Source organism: Variovorax boronicumulans (assembly GCF_030812215.1).
GTDB classification, from domain to species: Bacteria; Pseudomonadota; Gammaproteobacteria; order Burkholderiales; family Burkholderiaceae_C; genus Variovorax; species Variovorax boronicumulans_C.
Genome location: NZ_JAUSSG010000006.1, coordinates 85,291 through 106,131, shown reverse-complemented (window position 1 = coordinate 106,131; position 20,841 = coordinate 85,291). Strand labels below are relative to the sequence as shown.

General features: G+C 68.2%; 17 protein-coding genes. 13 read left to right on the top strand and 4 right to left on the bottom strand.

The features are described 5' to 3' along the window. Positions 1–2,049 carry a two-component system sensor histidine kinase NtrB gene (locus J2W23_RS17110; RefSeq protein WP_176661262.1) on the top strand — a complete coding sequence of 683 codons (2,049 nt, stop codon included), beginning with the start codon at positions 1–3 and terminating at the stop codon, positions 2,047–2,049. A 130-nt stretch (positions 2,050–2,179) separates the two neighbouring features. Beyond that, positions 2,180–2,806, top strand: a complete 627-nt coding sequence (locus J2W23_RS17105) for a response regulator transcription factor (protein WP_176661263.1) — start codon at positions 2,180–2,182, stop codon at positions 2,804–2,806. A gap of 109 nt (positions 2,807–2,915) precedes the next feature. Here J2W23_RS17105 and J2W23_RS17100 read toward each other — a convergent pair whose 3' ends face one another. From J2W23_RS17100 to J2W23_RS17090, 3 genes are all read right to left on the bottom strand, one after another. Then, positions 2,916–3,482: an OmpA family protein gene (locus tag J2W23_RS17100; RefSeq protein ID WP_176661264.1), complete on the bottom strand. Its 567-nt coding sequence runs from the start codon at positions 3,480–3,482 to the stop codon at positions 2,916–2,918. Between the two features lie 80 nt (positions 3,483–3,562). Continuing rightward, complete coding sequence (locus J2W23_RS17095; RefSeq protein WP_013544214.1) at positions 3,563–4,222, bottom strand: OmpA family protein; 660 nt, start codon at positions 4,220–4,222, stop codon at positions 3,563–3,565. A 197-nt stretch (positions 4,223–4,419) separates the two neighbouring features. After that, positions 4,420–4,581 carry a hypothetical protein gene (locus J2W23_RS17090; RefSeq protein ID WP_307649566.1) on the bottom strand — a complete coding sequence of 54 codons (162 nt, stop codon included), beginning with the start codon at positions 4,579–4,581 and terminating at the stop codon, positions 4,420–4,422. On the opposite strand from J2W23_RS17090, the gene mltA reads away from it, so the two are divergent. The 3 genes from mltA to J2W23_RS17075 all read left to right on the top strand — a co-directional run bounded on the left by mltA (position 4,580) and on the right by J2W23_RS17075 (position 10,446). Next, the gene (gene mltA / locus J2W23_RS17085; RefSeq protein WP_176661266.1) at positions 4,580–5,728 is read left to right on the top strand and encodes a murein transglycosylase A; all 1,149 of its coding nucleotides are present in this window, start codon (positions 4,580–4,582) and stop codon (positions 5,726–5,728) included. The two genes, J2W23_RS17090 and mltA, sit on opposite strands and share 2 nt — an antisense overlap. A gap of 227 nt (positions 5,729–5,955) precedes the next feature. Further along, positions 5,956–8,205 (top strand): PhoX family protein, encoded by a 2,250-nt coding sequence (locus J2W23_RS17080; protein WP_307649565.1) that lies wholly within the window; start codon positions 5,956–5,958, stop codon positions 8,203–8,205. A 222-nt stretch (positions 8,206–8,427) separates the two neighbouring features. Further along, on the top strand, positions 8,428–10,446 hold the full coding sequence (locus tag J2W23_RS17075; RefSeq protein ID WP_307649564.1) for a PhoX family protein: 2,019 nt from the start codon (positions 8,428–8,430) through the stop codon (positions 10,444–10,446). A gap of 7 nt (positions 10,447–10,453) precedes the next feature. On the opposite strand, the gene J2W23_RS17070 is transcribed toward J2W23_RS17075, so the two are convergent. Next, positions 10,454–10,927 (bottom strand): Lrp/AsnC family transcriptional regulator, encoded by a 474-nt coding sequence (locus J2W23_RS17070; RefSeq protein WP_176661269.1) that lies wholly within the window; start codon positions 10,925–10,927, stop codon positions 10,454–10,456. Positions 10,928–11,032: 105 nt separating this feature from the next. On the opposite strand from J2W23_RS17070, the gene mdeB reads away from it, so the two are divergent. The 8 genes from mdeB to J2W23_RS17030 all read left to right on the top strand — a co-directional run bounded on the left by mdeB (position 11,033) and on the right by J2W23_RS17030 (position 20,837). Further along, positions 11,033–13,684, top strand: coding sequence for an alpha-ketoglutarate dehydrogenase (gene mdeB, locus J2W23_RS17065; RefSeq protein ID WP_307649563.1), 2,652 nt, complete (start codon positions 11,033–11,035; stop codon positions 13,682–13,684). 44 nt (positions 13,685–13,728) lie between these two features. Further along, complete coding sequence (locus J2W23_RS17060) at positions 13,729–14,505, top strand: FadR/GntR family transcriptional regulator (protein WP_307649562.1); 777 nt, start codon at positions 13,729–13,731, stop codon at positions 14,503–14,505. A gap of 168 nt (positions 14,506–14,673) precedes the next feature. After that, a complete protein-coding gene (locus tag J2W23_RS17055) occupies positions 14,674–16,005 on the top strand; it encodes an MFS transporter (RefSeq protein WP_373423948.1) in 1,332 nt (443 codons plus the stop codon). A gap of 16 nt (positions 16,006–16,021) precedes the next feature. After that, positions 16,022–16,954, top strand: a complete 933-nt coding sequence (gene ltnD / locus J2W23_RS17050) for an L-threonate dehydrogenase (RefSeq protein WP_307649561.1) — start codon at positions 16,022–16,024, stop codon at positions 16,952–16,954. After that, entirely contained in the window at positions 16,951–17,844 is an 894-nt protein-coding gene (locus J2W23_RS17045; RefSeq protein WP_307649560.1) for an alpha/beta fold hydrolase, read from the top strand. The genes ltnD and J2W23_RS17045 overlap by 4 nt, the downstream gene beginning before the upstream one ends. Positions 17,845–17,871: 27 nt before the next feature. Further along, positions 17,872–18,900 carry a D-erythronate dehydrogenase gene (gene denD, locus J2W23_RS17040; RefSeq protein WP_307649559.1) on the top strand — a complete coding sequence of 343 codons (1,029 nt, stop codon included), beginning with the start codon at positions 17,872–17,874 and terminating at the stop codon, positions 18,898–18,900. Positions 18,901–18,903: 3 nt separating this feature from the next. Then, complete coding sequence (otnK, locus tag J2W23_RS17035; protein ID WP_307649558.1) at positions 18,904–20,175, top strand: 3-oxo-tetronate kinase; 1,272 nt, start codon at positions 18,904–18,906, stop codon at positions 20,173–20,175. Beyond that, positions 20,172–20,837, top strand: a complete 666-nt coding sequence (locus J2W23_RS17030) for a class II aldolase/adducin family protein (RefSeq protein ID WP_307649557.1) — start codon at positions 20,172–20,174, stop codon at positions 20,835–20,837. The genes otnK and J2W23_RS17030 overlap by 4 nt, the downstream gene beginning before the upstream one ends. Positions 20,838–20,841 lie beyond the last annotated feature (4 nt).

Here is a 20,841-nt window from a genome sequence, read left to right as displayed (position 1 = left end):
ATGTCCTCCGATGCGCTGCTGACCGTCGCACCTCAGCGGTGGGCGCGTTCCGCCTACGGGCGCCTGCGCTCGCTGTGGCAGCGCTGGTTCCTGTGGCTGCTGCTTGCGGTGCTGGTGTCGGTGCTGCTGGTCACGGTGGTGTGGCTCGCGGGTCGGCACGAGGTCGAGCAGGTGCAGGCCCAGCTCGACCGCGACACCGCCGACGCCGTCTCCGATCTGCGCAGCGGCTTCCAGCGCAATGCGCAGAGCCTGCGCGCCACGCAGGCGCCGGGCACGGATCGCGCGAAATGGAACGACGCCGCGGCCGCCCTGCTGCGCGAGCACCGCGAGTGGCTCAGGCTCGAATGGCGCGATGCCGCGCTGCGGCCGGTCGAAGCCGTCAACACGCCCTACCGCATGCGCCTTCTCGACGAGGCGAGCCGCGGCCCCGAGCAGTCCGACGTGATGCTGGCCTGCGCGGCCGCCCGCAAGCTCGGCGCGGGCGCGTACTCGCCGAGCCACTACGTGCCGATCGCCGGTGGCGGCGGTATCGAGGTGATGGAGTTCTGCGTGCCTATCGACGCCGGCGGCTTCCTCGTCGCGAGCTATTCGCTGCGCGACGCGCTCATCGAACTCGTCGGCCCCACGCTCACGCGCGGGCAGGAAGTGGCGTTCACCGAGACCGACGGCACGCGGCTGGTGGCACTGGGCAGTTCGCGCCGCGTCGGCACGCGCGTCTTCACCTCGCAGCAACTGATCGACCTGCCGGGCGCCGCGCTGATGCTGCGCGTGGACGGCTGGCGCGCCGCCCCCGACCTGTTCCCGAACATGCTCACGGCGCTGGTCACCGCGATCTCTATCGCGCTGGTGTCGGTGCTGGTGCTGCTCGCGCGCGACACCCGGCGGCGCCTGCGCGCCGAGCGCGACCTGGCCGATGCGCTCGCGTTCCGCAAGGCGATGGAAGACTCGGTCATCACGGGCTTGCGCGCACGCGACCTGCAGGGGCGCATCACCTACGTGAACCCGGCCTTCTGCGAGATGGTCGGCTTTACCCCGGACGAGCTCATGGCGGACAACGCCGACGCGCCTTACTGGCCCACCGAGCTCGCGCACGAATACCAGCAGCGCCAGGCGCGGCGGCTCGCTGGCGGCATGCCGCCGCGCGAAGGTTTCGAGTCGGTCTTCATGCGCAAGGACGGCACGCGCTTTCCGGTGCTGATCTTCGAGGCGCCGCTCATCAACGCGCACCGCGTGCAGACCGGCTGGATGAGCGCGTTCATCGATGTGAGCGAGCAGCGCCGCATCGAAGAGCTTTCGCGCGCGAGCCAGGAGCGGCTGCAGGCGAGTGCGCGGCTCGCGACGGTCGGCGAGATGGCCTCGCTCCTCAGTCACGAACTCACGCAGCCGCTGGCCGCGATCGCGAGCTATGCCAGCGGCTCGCTCAACCTGCTCGGGCCGAACGCGAAGGGCGACCAGGGCGAAGTCGCGATGGCGGTCAAGCGCATCGCCGAGCAGGCCGACCGTGCCGGCCAGGTGATCCGCAGCGTGCACGACTTCGTGCGCCGGCGCGACCGCACGCGCGAGGCCGTCGCGCCGCAGGCACTCATCGACGCGGTGCTGCCGCTGGTGCGGCTGCAGGCGCGCAAGCTCGGCGTGATCATCGAGGTGGTGCTCGAAGACCGGCTGCCCGCGGCGATGTGCGACCGCACGCTGGTCGAGCAGGTGCTGCTGAACCTCGCGCGCAATGCGATGCAGGCGATGGACAGCCCCGACAACGTCGGCAGCCGCGTGCTGCGGCTTCGCGTGGCGCGCGCCGTGGCGGTGGGCGGAAGCACCGCCGCCGACGACGCTCGCCGCTGGCTCGAATTCTCGGTGGCCGATCTGGGCTGCGGCATCAGCGACGATGTGGCCGAGCGGCTCTTCACGCCCTTCTTCACCACCCGCGCCGACGGCATGGGCCTCGGCCTGAGCCTGTGCCGCACGGTGGTGGAGCAGCACGGCGGCGCGCTCATGCACGAGCCCAACCGGCCGCGCGGCACGATCTTCCGATTCACCCTGCCAAGTACATGATTCACCCCCAGGCTTCGCGCACTTCGTGTCGCTTCTCCTCCCCTCTCGCCGGGGACGACACCTGCGGTCCGGCGAAGCCGGTTCCGCGGCGTCCCCGGGAACGGACACGCTTGTTTTTGGAATTGTTGATATGCAACCGCTGATCGATGGACTCATCTATATCGTCGACGACGATGCCAGCGTGCGCGAGGCGCTCGCCTGGCTGCTGCGCTCGCGGCGCCTGGCGAGCGAGCATTTCGGCAGCGCCGAGGCCTTCGAGCAATTGCTGGCCGAGGGCCCGCTGCCCGATCAGCCGCGCTGCCTGCTGCTCGACGTGCGCATGCCCGGCACCAGCGGGCTCGTGCTGTTCGACCGTCTCGCCGAGCGCGGCCTGCTGGACGCGATGCCGGTGATCTTTCTCACCGGCCATGCGGACGTGCCGACGGCCGTCGACGCGGTCAAGCGCGGTGCCTTCGATTTCTGCGAGAAGCCGTTCTCGGACAACGCGCTGGTCGACCGCATCGAGCAGGCGCTCGGTGCGTCGCTGCGCGCGCTCGAGGTGCAGCGCGTGCGCCGCAGCCTGGTAGAGCGCATCGCCGAGCTGACGGACCGCGAGCGCGACGTGATGCGGCTCGTGGTCGAGGGACTGCCGAACAAGCTGATCGCCGATCAGCTGGCCATCAGCGTGCGCACGGTGGAGGTCCACCGGGCGCGCGTGTTCGAGAAGATGGAAGTGAAGTCGGCGGTGGAGCTCGCCAACCGCCTGAGAGACCTCTAGCGGTTTCCGGCTTTCAGGCAAACACCGCGGAACCGGCCTTGCCGGGCCGCAGGTGTGGTCCCCTGGAAGGGGGAAGGCGCGCGCGACACGAAGTGCGCGAAGACTGGGGTCAGGCTTTCTCTGCCACGAAGATTTCGACGCGGCGGTTTTGGGCACGGCCGGCGGCGGTGCTGTTGTCGGCCAGCGGTTCGCGCGAGCCGCGGCCGTCGGTCGTGATCGCGGTGGTCGACACGCCGCGGCCCACCAGGTGGTTGCGCACGCTGTCGGCGCGGCTCACCGAGAGGCGCTCGTTGCCTTCTTCGCTGCCCGTCGCATCGGTGTGGCCGACCACGCGCACGCTGGCGGCGGTGGCGGTCTTCAGGCCTTCGGCGACCTTGTCGAGCACCTGCGCGAGGTTGCGCTTGACGTTGGCGCGGCCCGTGTCGAAGGACAGCTCATTCGGAATGACCACGTGCAGCTGGTTGTCGGCGGTCTGCTCGATCACCACGCCCGTGCCCTTGGTCGATGCTTCCAGGTCGGCCTTCAGTGCGGCCAGACGCGCTGTCCAGCTGTTGGCGGGCGGTGCGGGCTGCGCGGCCGGCGCGGGTGCCGGCGGCGGTGCGGACTGCGAGGCGCAGCCTGCAATGAACATCACCGCAGCCGCTGCTGCTGCACCCGAGACAAGAAGCTTCCTCATGAGTTTTCCCTCTTATGGACCAAAAAAAAGATGGCGGGAACCGGCCGTTCGATGCGGCCGGTTTCCCGCTGGGTGGCTGCTTAGCCGCGCGGGCCGCGCTCACCCACGTAGATTTCGACGCGCCGATTCTGCGCGCGGCCGGCATCGGAGTTGTTGTCGGCCACCGGCTCGTGCGAACCGCGGCCTTCGATGCGGAAGGCCGCCGCGTTCACGCCGCGTGCCACGAGATAGTCGCGCGTGCTGGCGGCACGGTCGACCGACAGCGGGTTGTTGATGGCGTCCGAGCCGGTGCTGTCGGTGTGGCCGATGATGCGCACCTCGGCATTCGGGTTGTTGCGCAGGCCGCTGGCGAACTGGTCGAGCACCGGTGCGAAGTTGGGCTTGATGTTGGCGCGGCCCACGTCGAACGACACGTCGCTCGGGATGGCCAGCTTCAGCTCGTTGTTCTGGGTCTGGGTCACGGCGACGCCGGTGCCCTGCGTGGCGGCTTCCATCTGGCGCTTCTGGTTTTCCATGCGCTGCGACCAGAGGTAGCCGCCGAGCGCGCCGGCTGCCGCGCCGACCACGGCGCCCGTGCCGATGGCACCGCGGTTGCCGCCGGTGGCCGAGCCGATGGCGGCCCCGCCCAGTGCGCCGATGCCGGCGCCGATGCCGGTGTTGCGTTGGGTGTCGGTCATGCCGCCGGCGCAGCCGGACAGGACGATGGCGGTGGCACAGGTGGCGAGTACGAACTTTTTCATGGCGATCCCTTTCGATGTTGAATCAAGCGGGGCACAGCTTAGCGCTGGGAAGGTACGCGATGGTACGGGTTCAAGGCCCTACGGAAAATAAGAAAACCCTCGGCATTGCGCATGAATGTTACGATGATTGCTACTAAAGTAATAGCGAGCGGGCGCTTCTCCGACACCGGAGCGCGGCACTGGGCTACGCAAGCAATTCACGGTTTCGGCGGCGGATGCCCATCGTCGGGCGTTCGGTCGGCTTCAGGCTCGGTGTCGTCATGCAATTCACCCTTGCTGCGGCCGGAAAACATGGTCCACCAGATGATCAAGATGAACACGAGTCCCGCGGCGAGGGCTTCAAGCAGAATCAAACCCATGAGAAATGGACTCCAGTGGCTGGTCGGGCTTGTGATCGTAGCAACGCTCGCCGGCTGTTCCGTCGGCCCCCGCGTGCCCGACGCCCCCACCCGACCTTCCGCCACCCCGCCGCGCGAGCTCGGGCCGCTGACCGGATCGCTCGCGCACCCCAAGAGCCGCTGGGTGCCCGTCGGCTGGGCCGAGCTCCCGGGTTTCAGCGAAGACCCGCTGCATGAAGCCTGGATCGCGCTGCTCGCCAACTGCGCGCGACCCAACGCCGCCTTCGCGCCGCTGTGCCGCGACGTGCGCCAGCTGGCCATCGCCACCCCCGAAGAGCAGCGCCAGTGGATGACCGAGCGGCTGCAGCCCTACCGCGTCGAATCGCTCGCGGGCCAGAGCGAGGGCAAGCTCACCAGCTACTACGAGCCGGTGTACGAAGCCTCCCGCGTGCCCAGCGCCGCCTTCAACGTGCCGCTTTACCAGGCGCCCGATGGCCTGGTGCCCAAGCGCCCCTGGTACACGCGCCAGGAAATCGAGACCCTGCCCGAAGCCCAGGCCGCGTTGCGCGGCCGCGAGATCGCGTGGATGGCCGATCCCATCGATGCGCTGATGCTGCACATCCAGGGGTCGGGGCGCCTGCGCATCACCGAGGCCAACGGCTACCAGCACACCGTGCGCGTGGCCTTCGCGGCCACCAACGAGCAGCCCTACCGCAGCGTGCAGCAGTGGCTCATGAGCCAGGGCGTGAGCAAGGTCGGCAAGTGGCCCGACGACACCAAGGCCTGGGCCGCACAGAACCCGCAGCGCGTGCCGCAGCTCCTGTGGAGCAATCCGCGCTATGTGTTCTTCCGCGAGGAAACCATGAGTGAGGTCGACGCCGCCTTCGGCCCGCGCGGCGCGCAGGGCGTGCCGCTCACGGCGGGGCGCTCGATCGCGGTCGACCGCGAGAGCATTCCGTACGGCACGCCGGTATGGCTCGCCTCGAGCGGGCCGGCGGCGCAGTTGCAGAAGCTGGTGGTGGCGCAGGACACCGGCAGCGCGATCCTCGGCGCGGTGCGGGCCGATTACTTCGCAGGCACCGGCCCCGATGCGGGTCGTCTCGCCGCGAGCGTGAACCAGCCGTTGCGCCTCTGGGCCCTCTGGCCAAGGCAACTCCCCGCGCCCTGACCAAAGAGGGGATCGGATCGATCCCTTCCAGAAACACCGAGGAACCGGCTTTGCCGGGCCGCCGGTGTTGCCCCCGGTAGGGGGAAGGAGAAGCGACACGAAGTGCGCGGAGCCTGGGGGCGAGCCACATTCAACCTGACGGGAAGCTGATCAATTCACGGGAGTGTCATACGAAGTGCCTAGCTTCGCGGGTTGTCTTCTTCTTCAACCCACGAAAGAAATTGCGCATGACCGCAAACACCCGTTCCGACGAATCCGGCATCGATCTCGACGACATCGGCACCAACCCCACGGCCAACCCCTCGTTTTCCGATCTGATCGCCTCGCGCCTGAGCCGCCGCAGCCTGTTCGGCCTGGGCGTGGGCACCGCCGGTACGGCGCTGCTGCAGGCCTGCGGCGGCGGTGGCGGCGGGGGCACCAACTTCCCCATCCTGCCGCCCGCGCCAGCACCGGCCCCCGCCCCCGCGCCCGCACCTGCTCCTGCGCCGGGGGCAGCCCCGCTCAAGCTCAACTTCAATGCCGTGGCCAAGAGCCTGGACGACGTGGTGAGCGTGCCCGCCGGCTATACCGCCAGCGTGCTCTACCGCCTGGGCGACCCGATCGCCTCCGGTGTCGCCGCCTACAAGAACGACGGCACCGACGATGCCACCACCTATGACCGCCGCGCCGGCGACCACCACGACGGCATGACCTTCTTCGGCGCGAATGCGTCGAACAAGTGGGACCCGGCCAGCGCATCGCGCGGTCTGCTCGTGATGAACCATGAAGCCATCACGCCGCTGTTCCTGCATCCTGCCGGCCAGACCATCACCGGCAGCGGCACTGCCGCGGTGCGCACTGTCGCCGACGAAGTGCTGCGCGAGTTCTACCTGCACGGCGTGAGCGTGATCGAGGTCAACAAGACCGGCAACGCCTGGAGCTACAAGCAGGACTCGAGCCTCAACCGCCGCGTCCACACGCTGACCGAGATGACCTTCTCGGGCCCGGCTGCCAAGACCGACTACCTCAAGACCAAGTACTCCACCGACGGCAGCAAGACCCGCGGCACGCTCAACAACTGCGCCAACGGCACCACGCCCTGGGGCACGTACCTGACCTGCGAAGAGAACTGGGCCGGCTACTTCCGCCGCATCAAGGCCACCGACGACGCCAAGCGCACCGCCAAGGAAATCGCGAGCTTCAACCGCTATGGCGTGGCCAGCAACGGCCGCGAACTCTGGGCCACCGTCACGCCCGACACGAGCGACAACCTCTACGGCCGCTGGAACACCGAGGTCATCGGCGCCACCGCCATCGACGACTTCCGCAACGGGCACAACACCTACGGCTGGGTGGTCGAGATCGACCCCTTCACCCCTGCCAGCACGCCCAAGAAGCGCACCGCGCTCGGCCGCTTCGGCCATGAAGGCGCCTGCCTCGGCCCGGTCGTGGTCGGCAAGCCGCTGGTCTGGTACATGGGCGACGACTCGCAGAACGAATACCTCTACAAGTTCGTCTCGACCAAGGCCTGGGACGCGGCCGACATCGGCGGCGGCATCGCGGCCGGCGACAAGTACATGGACGACGGCAAGCTCTACGTCGCCAGGTTCAATGCCGACGGCACGGGCAACTGGCTCGAGCTGAAGCTGGGCGTGAACAACATCACCTCGGGCTATGCCGGCTACGCATTCGCCGACGCTGCGGACGTCGTGATCAACGCGCGTCACGCTGCCGACGCGGCCGGCGCCACGAAGATGGACCGCCCGGAGTGGACGGCCGTGAATCCGAAGAACGGCGAGGTGTACCTCACCCTCACCAACAACTCGGCGCGCCCGGTCGGCGGCACCGACGCAGCCAACCCGCGTTCGTACAACGACCCGAAGAACGGCGCCGCGCAGAAGGGCAATCCGAACGGCCACATCGTTCGCTTCGCCGACGCCGGCGGCAACCCGGCGGCCGTGACCTTCACCTGGGACTGCTACCTCTTCGGCGCGCGCTCCACCGCATCGGCCGACGTGAACCTGTCTGCCCTGGGTGCCGACAACGACTTCTCCAGCCCCGATGGCATGTGGTTCAGCCAGGCCGCTCCCGGCCTGCTGTGGCTGCAGACCGACGACGGCAAGTACACCGACGTGACCAACTGCATGATGCTCGCGGCCTTGCCGGGCAAGGTCGGCGACGGTGCGGCCAAGTCCATCACCAACGTCGATGGCAGCACCACCGGCACGCAGGCGACCTTCGTCGGCAAGGCGCCCGGCACCGAGGGCCTGCGCCGCTTCCTGGTCGGCCCGAAGGACTGCGAGATCACCGGCATCGCCGAGTCGGGCGATGGCCGCGCGCTGTTCGTCAACATCCAGCACCCGGGTGAAACGACGGCGGCCGCGAACATCACCGACCCGACGAAGTTCGGCAGCCACTGGCCCGAAGGCGGCAATGCCCGTCCGCGCTCGGCGACGGTGGTGATCACGAAGAACGACGGCGGCCTGATCGGCCTCTGAAGTCCGGCACCGTGGACCGGCCTCGCCGGTCCACGCGTGCGGCTCCCGGGAGCGACGACACGCGGCTGTCGTCGTGTGCGCGTGCGCGCGGCGTCATCGTTTTGTCATGAGCGATGCACGCCGTCGTCACAGTGGATAACTAAGGTTCACGCCTGACCGGCAGCGGAGAGAGGCTGCACGGTCATCCACCCGCAACACCCACGATAACTCGGGAGAAATTCCATGTCCGATTCCAAGGTGCAGTCCGGCGCCTCGCGCCGTCACGCCCTCAAACTGCTCGGTGCCGCACCGATGCTGCCGCTCGGCGGCCTTGCCTTCCTCACTGCCTGCGGCGGCGGTGGTGGCGGCGGCACCAGCTTCCCCATCATTCCCCCGGCGCCCGCGCCTTCTCCGGCACCGGCACCGGCGCCAGCCGTCAATTTCGTCTCGGCCGAATTCACCGGCATGGCCGCACCCACGCTCGCCAACGCACCCGCCATGGCCACCACCACGGTCGGCTCCACGCTCAAGGTGTCGTTCGACAACGGCAGCTCCACCGAATACAAGCTGGCCTACCAGCCCTTCTTCCTGACGGGCGACATGGTGTCCGACGGCAAGGGCGGCAAGATCCTCGCCGGCGGCTATGTCGATATCAACAACAAGCCGATCATCGACGCCTCGGTCGCCGGCAAGGAGCGCCAGTTCTTCTCGGACAGCCCCGACGGCACCTCGCTGCTCTCGCTGCCGAACGCCAACGTGGCCGGCGTCAAGGGCAAGCCGGTGTTCGCCGTCGTCCAGTTCGAATACAACACGCGCGACCAGAGCGGTGCCGACACCTATGGCGTGCTGCCGTCCCCCATCGCCGTGCTCACGCTCGACCAGGACCAGACCACCGGCAAGCTGAGCCTTGTGAAGTACCACAACGTCGACATGTCCAGCGCCCACGGCCTGTGGATCACCTGCGGCGCGAGCCTGTCGCCCTGGAACACCCATCTGTCGAGCGAGGAATACGAGCCCGATGCGTTTGCCGCCGTCGGCTCCTCGGCCGACAAGCAGTTCAAGGCCTACAGCAAGAACGTGTTCGGCGACGAGACCACGGCCAACGTCTACCACTACGGCCACCTGCCCGAAGTGACCGTCAACCCCGACGGCACCGGCAGCGTCAAGAAGCACTACTGCATGGGCCGGATCTCGCACGAGCTGATCCAGGTCATGCCCGACCAGCGCACCGCCATCATGGGCGACGACTACACCAACGGCGGCTTCTTCATGTTCGTGGCCGACAAGGAAAAAGACCTGTCGGCCGGCACGCTCTACGTCGCCAGGTACGACGCGGGCTACTCGATCGATCCGGCCGCCGCGCCCACGAAGATCACCTGGATCAAGCTCGGCCACGCGACCAGCGCCGAGATCGAGAACCTCGCCAACACGCTCAAGCCGCTCGACATCATGGACGTGAAGACGGCCGATCCGGGCGACGCCAGCTACACCAAGCTGTTCGCCAACGGCGCGGCCAACTGGGTCAAGCTCAAGCCCGGCATGGAGAAGGCCGCCGCCTACCTCGAGACCCATCGCTACGCCAACCTCAAGGGCGCCAGCATGGCCTTCACCAAGATGGAAGGCACGACGGTCAACATCAAGGACAAGGTCGCCTACTCCGCGCTGCAGAACATCCAGGACTCGATGGTCAGCGGCGGCAAGGGCTGGTCGGCCGCGACCAACATCGCGCTGCCCAAGAAGCTCAGCGCCGGCGGCGTGATGGCGCACAACCTCGGTGGTGGACAGAAGGATGCCGACGGCACCGCCATCAACAGCGAATGGGTGCCGACGCAGACCCGCGCGCTGATCGTGGGCAAGGACCTCGACACGCCCGACGCACTGGGCAACACCTCCAGCCCCGACACCATCGGCAACCCCGACAACCTCAAGTTCTCGGAAAAGATGCGCACGCTGTTCATCGGCGAGGACAGCAGCAGCCACGTCAACAACTTCCTGTGGGCCTACAACATCGACACGAAGAAGCTCGCACGCATCATGTCGATCCCCGCGGGCGGCGAGTCGACCGGCCTGCACGCGGTCGACGAGATCAACGGCTGGACCTACATCATGAGCAACTTCCAGCATCCGGGCGACTGGGGCGGCATCCATTCGCTGGTGCAGCCCACGCTCGATCCGCTGGTGCGCGCGAACTACAAGGATCGCTTCAGCGCAGCCGTCGGCTACCTCACGGCCGACCCGATCCAGCTGAAGCTCTCGAAGTAAGCGTCAGCTAGGACGGCGCTGCCGGCAACGGCAGCGCCGTCTTGTATCTGACCTGCTTGAGCGCAAAGCTCGAGCGGATTTTCTCGATGCCCGGAATCGGCGTGAGCTGTTCCATGATGAACCGCTCCAGCGCCGCCATGTCGGCCACGGCGATGCGGATCAGGTAGTCGCTGTCGCCGGTCATCAGGTAGCACTCCATCACCTCGTCGTGCTCGGCGATACGTTGCTCGAAGTCGGCGAGCGACTGCTTGCTCTGCGTCGTCAGGCTGATCGAGATGAACACGTTGAGCCCGAGGCCCAGCGCCTTCGCGCTCGCGAGCGCCACGTAGCGGTCGATCACGCCGTTCGCTTCGAGCACCTTCACGCGCGCCAGGCACGGCGAGGGCGAGAGGTGCACGCGGCGCGCGAGCTCCACGTTCGACAGCGCGCCGTCGCGTTGCAGCTCGTCGAGAATGCGCAGGTCGATGGCATCGAGTTGCATGAAATGCTTCGAAATCAAGAGATGGCAGCATTTTATGCTGAGACGCTGGCATGGAATTGCCGGCGCCGGTAGCTAATTTTCCGTGTACCGGCTTAAAGTGCCGCCATGAACGCCCCGATTTCAGCCGACCAGATGCGCGCCTTGTTGCTCGATACCCCGATGTCGAACGACCCCGATCCCGCGGAGACCGCCGAATGGCGCGACGCCTTCCTGGCGCTCGCGCAAACGCAGGGCCCGCAGCGCGCGCGCCAGATGCTGGTCGAACTGGCACGCGTCGCGCGCCAGCAGCGCATCGGCTGGCAACCCGAACTCGCGACGCCTTACGTCAACACCATCGCCGCCGAAGACCAGCCGCCGTTCCCCGGCGACCTCGCGGTGGAAGAGCGCCTGGCGTCGCTGATGCGCTGGAACGCGCTCGCCATGGTGGCCAAGGCCAACCAGGCGTATGGCGAGCTCGGCGGCCACATCGCGAGTTATGCGAGCGCGGCCGACCTGTTCGAGACGGGCTTCAACCACTTCTTCCACGCGCGCAGCGAAGCGCACCGCGGCGACCTCGTGTTCTTCCAGCCGCACAGCGCGCCGGGCGTCTATGCGCGGGCGTTCCTCGAAGGGCGCCTGAGCGAAGAAGACCTTGCGCACTATCGCCAGGAACTCACCGCGCCGGCCTTCACCGATGGCAGCGGCGCGCGCGGCCTCAGCAGCTATCCGCATCCGTACCTCATGCCGGACTTCTGGCAGTTCCCCACCGGCTCGATGGGCATCGGCCCCATCAGCTCGATCTATCACGCGCGCTTCATGCGCTATCTCACGCATCGCAACCTGCTCAATTGCGAAGGCCGCAAGGTCTGGGGCGTGTTCGGCGACGGCGAGATGGACGAGCCCGAATCGATGAGTGCGCTGACGCTGGCCGCACGCGAGAAGCTCGACAACCTCGTGTGGGTCGTCAACTGCAACCTGCAGCGCCTGGACGGCCCGGTGCGCGGCAACGGCCGCATCATCGACGAGCTCGAAAAGCTCTTCGCCGGCGCGGGCTGGAACGTCGTCAAGCTCGTGTGGGGCAGCGACTGGGACGGCCTCTTCGCGCAGGACGTGAGCGGTGCATTGGCCCGCGTGTTCGCCAACACCGTCGACGGCCAGATGCAGACCTTCGCCGCGAAGGACGGCCGCTTCAACCGCGACAACTTCTTCGGCCAGAACCCCGAGCTCGCGCGCCTGGCCGAAGGCATGACCGACGAGCAGATCGACCGCCTCAAGCGCGGCGGCCACGACCTCGTGAAGATCCATGCCGCCTACGCCGCAGCCGCCAAGCACAAGGGCCAGCCCACAGTGATCCTCGCCCATACCAAGAAGGGCTACGGCATGGGCAGCGCCGCGCAGGGCAAGATGACCACGCACTCGCACAAGAAGATGGGCGACGTGGACCTCATCGAATTCCGCGACCGCTTCAACCTGCCGCTCACCGACGCGCAAGCCACCGCGATGGACTTCTACCGCCCGGCCGAAGACAGCGCCGAGATGCGGTACCTGCGCCAGCACCGCGAAGCGCTCGGCGGCGCCATGCCGCGCCGCGAGACCGCGTGCGACGTGGTGCCCAAGCCCGACATCGCGAGCTACGCCCAGTTCGCCACCGCGGCGGCCGGCAAGGAGATGAGCACCACGATGGCGTTCGTGCGCATGCTGGGCAACCTCCTGAAGGACAAGGCGCTCGGCCCGCGCATCGTGCCCATCGTGGCCGACGAGGCGCGCACCTTCGGCATGGCCAACTTGTTCAAGCAGGTGGGCATCTATTCGAGCGTGGGCCAGCGCTATGCGCCCGAAGACATCGGCTCGGTGCTGAGTTATCGCGAAGCCACCGACGGGCAGATCCTCGAAGAGGGCATCAGCGAAGCCGGCGCCATTGCGAGCTGGACGGCCGCGGCCACCAGCTACAGCGTGCATGGCCTGGCGATGCTGCCCTTCTACATCTACTACTCGATGTTCGGCTTCCAGCGGGTGGGCGATGCGATCTGGGCCGCGGCGGATCAGCGCGCACGCGGCTTCTTGCTCGGCGCCACGTCCGGCCGCACCACGCTCGGCGGCGAAGGCCTGCAGCACCAGGACGGCAGCAGTCACCTCGTGGCCGCGACCATCCCGAACTGCAAGGCCTACGACCCGGCCTACGCGGGCGAGATGGCGGTGATCGTCGACGCGGGCATCCGCGAAATGATGGTCGAGCAGAAGGACGTTTTCTATTACGTCACGCTCATGAACGAGAACTACGCGCAGCCCGATGTGCCCGCGGGTGCCGAATCCGACATCCTGCACGGCTGCTATCGCTTCGGCACCTATGCGCCGGCCAAGGGCAAGGCGAAGCAGAAGGTCACGCTGATGGGCTCGGGCGCGATCCTCACGGAAGTCGTCAAGGCCGCGCAGTTGCTGGCCGACGAAGGCATCGAGGCCGAGGTGTTCAGCGTCACGAGCTGGAGCGAACTCGCGCGCGACGGCTTGGCGAGCGAGCAGCGCGCCATCGCGGGCGAAGAAGCCGGCGTGCCGTTCATCGCGCAGCAACTCGGTGCCGGCAAGGCCCCGATCATTGCCGCCACCGACTACGTGCGCAGCGTGCCCGAGAGCGTGCGCGCCTTCCTGCCCGAAGGCCGCCGCTACCTCACGCTCGGCACCGATGGCTTCGGCCGCAGCGACACGCGCGCGGCATTGCGTTCATTCTTTGGCGTGGACGCGGCGAGCATCGCGCGGGCGGCTCGCTACGCACTGGGGTGAACCCCGGCAGGGGCGCGGGCCTGCGTTAGAGTCGCGCGGTTCATATGACCGCCCGCTTCCAATCCCTCGCCCCCGCCGTCCGCCTGGCCGACCAGGTGGCCGATGCGCTCGCGGCCGAGGTCCGCAGCGGGCGCCTGTCCGAAGGCGACCGGCTGCCCACCGAAGCGGTGCTCGCCGAGCAGTTCGGCGTGAGCCGCACCGTGGTGCGCGAAGCGGTCTCGCGGCTCAAGTCGCTGGGGCTCGTGGATTCGCGCCAGGGCAGCGGCGTGTATGTGCGTGCTGCCGGTGTCGAGCCGCTGCGCTTCGAGATGCCGCATGTCGCCTCGCGCGAAGCGGTGATCCAGATGGTCGAGCTGCGCCGCGCGCTCGAAGCCGAAGTGGCCGCGCTGGCCGCCGAGCGCCGCACCCCTGAAGATGTGCAGCGCATCCGCGACGCCATCGACGCACTGAATGCCGCGGTGGCTGCCGGCGGCAACGGCGCCGACGAAGACGTGCGCTTTCATCGCGCCATCGCCGAGGCCGCACGCAACCCGTTCCTGATCGGCACGCTGCAATACCTGCGGCAGTTCCTGCACGGCGCCACGCGCGTCACCCGTGCCAACGAAGCGCGCCGCGCGGACTTCGCGCGCGAAGTGGCACAGGAGCACGCGCAGATCGTCGAGGCCATCGAGGCCGGCGACGCGCTTCGCGCCCGCGAGGCCGCCAAGTCGCACATGGACAACGCGATCCGCCGCATCGAGCAGGCCGACCCCGCCTTCTGGCAGCAGGAAGGCGCGCAGCTCGCGCGGCCCCTGGTCGAAGGCTGGCCCGCGGGCAAATAAGAAGAAGGAAACGAGGTGTAGCCCGAGGGTTTACCCGGGTCGGTCAACTTGTCTTGAATTTGTATGATGACCTGACAAATCAAGAGGCGGCCGCGCTGCATGGCGACGGGACGACCTCGCTTCCTCATCCAGGCTTTTCATCCAAAGCTCCAAGCGGACTTCCCTGTCATGACTTCCACCCTCCAGGCCGGCGCGCCTTCGGCCATGGCCGGCCTGCCCGCCGACACCGCGCTCGAGAAGCGTGCGTATTCCAAGGTCTTCTGGCGCCTCGTTCCCTTCCTGATGCTCTGCTACGTGGTCGCGTACCTCGACCGGGTGAACGTCGGCTTCGCCAAGCTGCAGATGGGGCAGGACCTCGGTTTCAGCGAAACGGTGTTCGGCCTCGGCGCGGGCATCTTCTTCCTCGGCTACTTCCTCTTCGAGGTGCCGAGCAACCTGCTGCTCAACCGCGTCGGCGCGCGCATGTGGATCGCGCGAATCATGATCACCTGGGGCATCCTCTCGGCATGCTTCGTGTTCGTGGAAACGCCCACCAGCTTCTACATCCTGCGGTTCCTGCTCGGCGTGGCCGAGGCGGGCTTCTATCCCGGCGTGATCCTCTACCTCACGCACTGGTACCCGTCGCACCGGCGCGCGCGGATCATCGCGGTCTTCATGTCGGCGATCCCGGTGGCGGGCATCTTCGGCAACCCGCTGTCGGGCTGGATCATGGATGCGTTCCACGGCGTCTCGTCGATGCACGGCTGGCAGTGGATGTTCATCATCGAAGCCATTCCTGCGGTGCTGGTCGGCGTGATGGTTCTCTTCTACCTGGACAACGGCATCCAGCAGGCGCGCTGGCTCTCGCCCGAGGAAAAGGCCTTGCTCCAGCGCGAGGTCGAGCGCGACCAGGCGCACGGCGCCAAGGGGCCGCACTCGGTGGCGGCAGTGTTCCGCGATGCGCGCGTGTGGTGGATGGCGCTCATCTACTTCGCCTTCGTCATGGGCCAGTACGCGCTGACCTTCTGGCTGCCCACGCTGGTGAAGGCGACGGGCGTGCAGGGCAACTTCAACATCGGCCTCCTGAGCGCGATCCCGTTCGTCTGCGCGATCGTCGCGATGAACCTCTTCGGCCGCAGCGCCGACCGCCGGCAGGAGCGCCGCTGGCACTTGATCGTGCCCGCGATGATGGGCGCCGTGGGCTTCACCGTGGCCGCTTCGTACACGCAGAACACGGCCGTGTCGCTTGCGTTCCTCTCGCTCGCTGCGGCCGGTGTGCTGACCTGTGCGCCGCTCTTCTGGTCGCTGCCGACCGCGTTCCTCTCGGGCACGGCCGCGGCCGCGGGCATTGCGGCCATCAACTCGGTGGGGAACCTCGCGGGCTTCGTGAGCCCGTACCTCATCGGCTACCTCAAGGACCTCACGGGCAGCACGCAGATCGGCATGTACGTGCTGGCCGCGGCGCTGGTGCTCGGCGCCGTCGGCGTCTGGCTCACGCCCAAGCAACTCGTCAATCGCTGACCGGAGAAACGACACCATGACAGACACCTCCAGCAACACTCCCCCCGTCGTTGGCCTCGTGGGCCTCGGCGCCATGGGCAGCGGCATGGCGCAATCGCTGCGCCGCGCGGGCCATGCGCCGCATGTGTTCGACGTGCGCCCCGGCGTCGCCGAAACCTTCGCGCGCGATGGCGGCACGGCCTGCGACACGCTGGCCGCGCTCGGCGCGCAGTGCGACATCGTGGTCAGCGTGGTCGTCAACGCGGCGCAGACCGAATCGGTGCTGTTCGGCGACGGCACCACGCCGGGCTGCGCGGCGTCGATGAAACCCGGCAGCCTCTTCGTGATGTGCTCGACCGTCGATCCGAACTGGTCGGTCGCGCTCGAAGCGCGCCTCGCGGCGCAGGGCATCCTGTACCTCGACGCGCCGATTTCCGGCGGCGCCGCGAAGGCCGCGAGCGGACAGATGACGATGATGACCGCCGGCACGCCCGCCGCCTACGCCAGGGCCGGCGGCACGCTCGACGCGATGGCCGCCAAGGTCTACCGCCTCGGCGACTCGGCCGGCGCGGGCAGCAAGGTGAAGGTCATCAACCAGCTCCTGGCCGGCGTGCACATCGCCGCGGCCGCCGAAGCGATGGCGCTTGGCCTGCGCGAAGGCGTGGACCCCGACGCGCTCTATGAAGTCATCACGCACAGCGCGGGCAACAGCTGGATGTTCGAGAACCGCATGGCGCACGTGCTCGCGGGCGACTACACGCCGCTGTCGGCCGTCGACATCTTCGTGAAGGACCTGGGGCTGGTGCTCGACGTGGCGCGCGCGAGCAAGTTTCCGCTGCCGCTGTCGTCCACCGCGCACCAGATGTTCATGCAGGCATCGACCGCGGGCTTCGCGCGCGAAGACGACAGCGCGGTCATCAAGATCTTTCCGGGCATCGAACTGCCCGCCGCGAAAGGAAAAGCCTCATGAGCGACATCAAGACCGTCGACACGCCGCTGCTGCGCATCGGCTACGAAGAATGGAACCCCGGCGGTGCCGCGACCGTCGTGCTGATGCACGGCTGGCCCGACAGCCCGCGCTGCTGGCACGGCGTGGCGCCGACGCTCGCCGGGGCCGGCTGGCGTGTGCTCGCTCCCGCGCTGCGCGGCTTTTCGCCCACGCGCTTCCTGCATGACGACACGCCGCGCAGCGGCCAGCTCTCCGCGCTCGGCCGCGACCTGCTCGACTTCATCGACGCACTCGGCCTCGACAGGCCCGCGCTGGTCGGCCACGACTGGGGCGCCCGCGCGGTCGCCAATGCCTGCGGCCTCCGGCCCGAGGTGGCGCGCGCGCTGGTGCTGATGTCGGTCGGCTACGGCACCAACGCCCCCGACCAGCCGATGGCGCTCGAACAGGCGCGCAACTACTGGTACCACTGGTACATGGCCACGCCGCGCGGCGAGCGCACGGTGCACGACGACCGCATCGCCTTCACGCGGACGATGTGGAACACCTGGGCGCCCGAAGGCTGGTACGACCCCGCCGAGTTCGAGGCCACCGCCGCCGCCTTCGAAGGCGACGACTGGGCGAAGGTGGTGCTGCATTCGTACCGCCACCGCTGGGGCTTCACGCCCGGCGATCCGCGCTATGCCGCTGACGATGCCGCGCTCCACCCCGCGCCGGTGCTGCCCGTGCCCACGCTCGTGCTGCACGGCGCGGCCGACAGCTGCAATCATCCCGACACCTCGGCCGGCAAGGAGCGCTTCTTCAGCGGCCCCTACCGCCGCGAACTGCTCGACGGCGTGGGCCACTTCCCACAGCGCGAAGCGCCCGGGGCGGTGGCCGATGCGCTGTTGCGCTTCCTGCCCGCCATTTCCTGAACGAATCCGCAAAGACAAGACGACACCATGAACATCCTCATCACCGGCGGCTGCGGCTTCCTCGGCGCACGGCTCGCGCGCACGCTGCTCGCAGGCGGCCCGCTCGCACTGGCCGGCGGCGCAGCGAAAGACATCGCACGCATCACGCTGGCCGACCGCGTGCCGCCGCCTGCCGACCTTGCAGCCGATGCGCGCATCCAGTTCGTGCAGGGCGACCTGTACGAGCAGGCCGGCAATGGCGCATTGCCGCTGGCCGACACCGATGCCGTGTTCCACCTCGCCGCCGCCGTGAGCGGCGAATGCGAGGCCGACTTCGACCTCGGCATGCGCAGCAACCTCGACACCACCCGCGCCCTGCTCGATGCCTGCCGCCGCGCGGGTCATGCGCCGGTGTTCGTGTTTTCCAGCTCGGTGGCCGTGTTCGGCGATTCGCCCGAGCAGCGCCTGCCCGCGGTGATCGAGGACACGACGCTGCCGACGCCGCAGAACAGCTACGGCATCCAGAAATTCATCGGCGAACAGCTCGTCGCCGACTTCACGCGCAAGGGCTTCGTGCAGGGCCGCAACGTGCGGCTCATGACCGTCTCGGTGCGGCCGGGTCGCCCGAACGGCGCGGCCTCCAGCTTCCTGAGCGGCATGCTGCGCGAGCCGCTGGCCGGCGAGCGGGCGCGCTGCCCCGTGGCGCCCGAGACGCCGGTCGCGCTGGCTTCGCCCGGCAACACCGTCGCGGGCATCGTGCGCGCGGCCACCGCGAGCGCGGCCGAATGGGGCGCGCGCACCGCCATCAACCTGCCTGCGCTGACCACCACCGTGCGCGAGATGGCCGACGCGCTCGAACGCATCGCCGGCAAGGACGCCACGGGTTTGATCGACTGGACGCCCGATGCGCAGGTCGCCAAGATCGTGACCAGCTGGCCGAGCCGCATCCACGCCGCGCGCGCCGAGGCGTTGGGCCTCAAAGCCGACGCGAGCTTCGACGCCATCCTGCGCGACTACGTGCGCGAGAACCCGCAGGCGGTGAAGCTGCCCGTACTGCCTGTTGCCATCAAGGACTGATCCATGGGCAAACTAGTGCTCGGCTGTATCGCCGACGACTTCACCGGTGCGACCGACCTCGCCAACAACCTCGTGCGCGCGGGCATGCGCGTGGTGCAGGCCATCGGCGTGCCGGCCACGCCCTTGGATGCGGATGTCGATGCCGTCGTGGTCGCGCTCAAGTCGCGCACCATCGCGCCGGCCGAGGCCATCGCGCAGTCGCTCGATGCGCTGCGCTGGCTGCAGGCGCAGGGCGCGCAGCAGATCTACTTCAAGTACTGCTCCACGTTCGACAGCACGGCGCAGGGCAACATCGGCCCCGTCACCGAGGCGTTGATGGAGGCGCTCAAGTGCGACTTCACCATCGCCACGCCAGCCTTTCCCGACAACAAGCGCACCGTGTTCAAGGGCTACCTGTTCGCGGGCGATGTGCTGCTCAACGAGAGCGGCATGCAGAACCATCCGCTCACGCCGATGACCGATGCGAACCTCGTGCGCGTGCTGCAGGCGCAGTGCACGCGCAAGGTGGGGCTCATCGATCACACGGTGGTGGCGCGCGGCGATGCGGCCATCACGGAGCGCATCGCGCAACTCAAGAGCGAGGGCATCTCGATCGCCATCGTCGATGCGGTGTCGAACGATGACCTGCTGCGCCTCGGCCCCGCGATCGCGAAGATGCCGCTGGTCACTGCAGGTTCGGGCGTGGCCATCGGGCTGCCCGCCAACTTCGGGCTCTCGCCTTCTTCGCAAGCCAGCGCATTGCCGGCAGCGAGCGGGTTGCGTGCCGTGGTGTCGGGCAGTTGCTCGCTCGCCACCAACCGGCAGGTGCTCGACTTCATTCAACGCGGCGGCGCGGCATTGGCGATCGATCCGCTGCGCATCGCGGCGGGCGTCGATGTCGCGGCTGAAGCATTGGCCTGGGCTGCGCCGCTGGTCGGCAAGCAACCGGTGCTGGTCTACTCCACCGCCGAGGCCGGTGCCGTGAAATCGGTGCAGGGCAAGCTCGGCGTGGAGGAGGCCGGTGCGATGGTCGAGCGCGCCATCGCCGCCATCGCGCGCGGCCTGGTCGACCTGGGCGTGCGCCAGCTCGTGGTGGCGGGCGGCGAGACCTCCGGCGCCTGCGTGCAGGCGCTGGGCATCGCGCAGATGCAGATCGGCCCGCAGATCGACCCCGGCGTGCCGTGGTGCCACGCGCGCGCCGAGGCCGCGCAGGGTGCAGGCGTGCACATCGCGCTCAAGTCCGGCAACTTCGGTGGCGACGATTTCTTCACCAAGGCCTTTACAGTGCTGGCATGACCGAGAACCAAGCACGCGAAGAAATCTGCCGGGTCGGCCGCAGCCTGTTCGAGCGCGGCTATGTGCATGCGACGGCGGGCAACATCAGCATGCGGCTGGACGATGGCTTTCTCATCACGCCGACCGATGCCTGCCTCGGTTTTCTCGATCCGGCGCGGCTTGCACGGCTCGATGCGGATGGCAGGCAGACCGGCGGCGACCGCGCCAGCAAGACCATCGCGCTGCACACGCGCATCTACGCGGCGGCGTGCAGGTTCGATGCACAGACCGCCTGCGTCATCCACACGCACAGCACGCATTGCGTCGCGCTCACGCTGAATGCACCGGGCGATGAACTGCTGCCCGCGCTCACGCCTTACTTCGTGATGAAGGTCGGCCACGTGCCGCTCATTCCGTATCACCGCCCCGGCGCACCCGAGGCAGCAGACAAGGTGGCGCAGGCCATCGAGCGCTTCGGCGCCGCCGGCACGCCCCTTCGTGCCGTGATGCTCGAACGCCTCGGCCCCAACGTGTGGCACGAGACGCCGGGCGCCGCCATGGCGGTGCTCGAGGAACTCGAGGAAACCGCCAGGCTCCAGATGCTCACCGGCGCCGCAAGGCCCGCGCCGCTGGATGCCGATCAGATCGATGAACTGCGCACCACGTTCGGTGCGCGCTGGTAGTCAA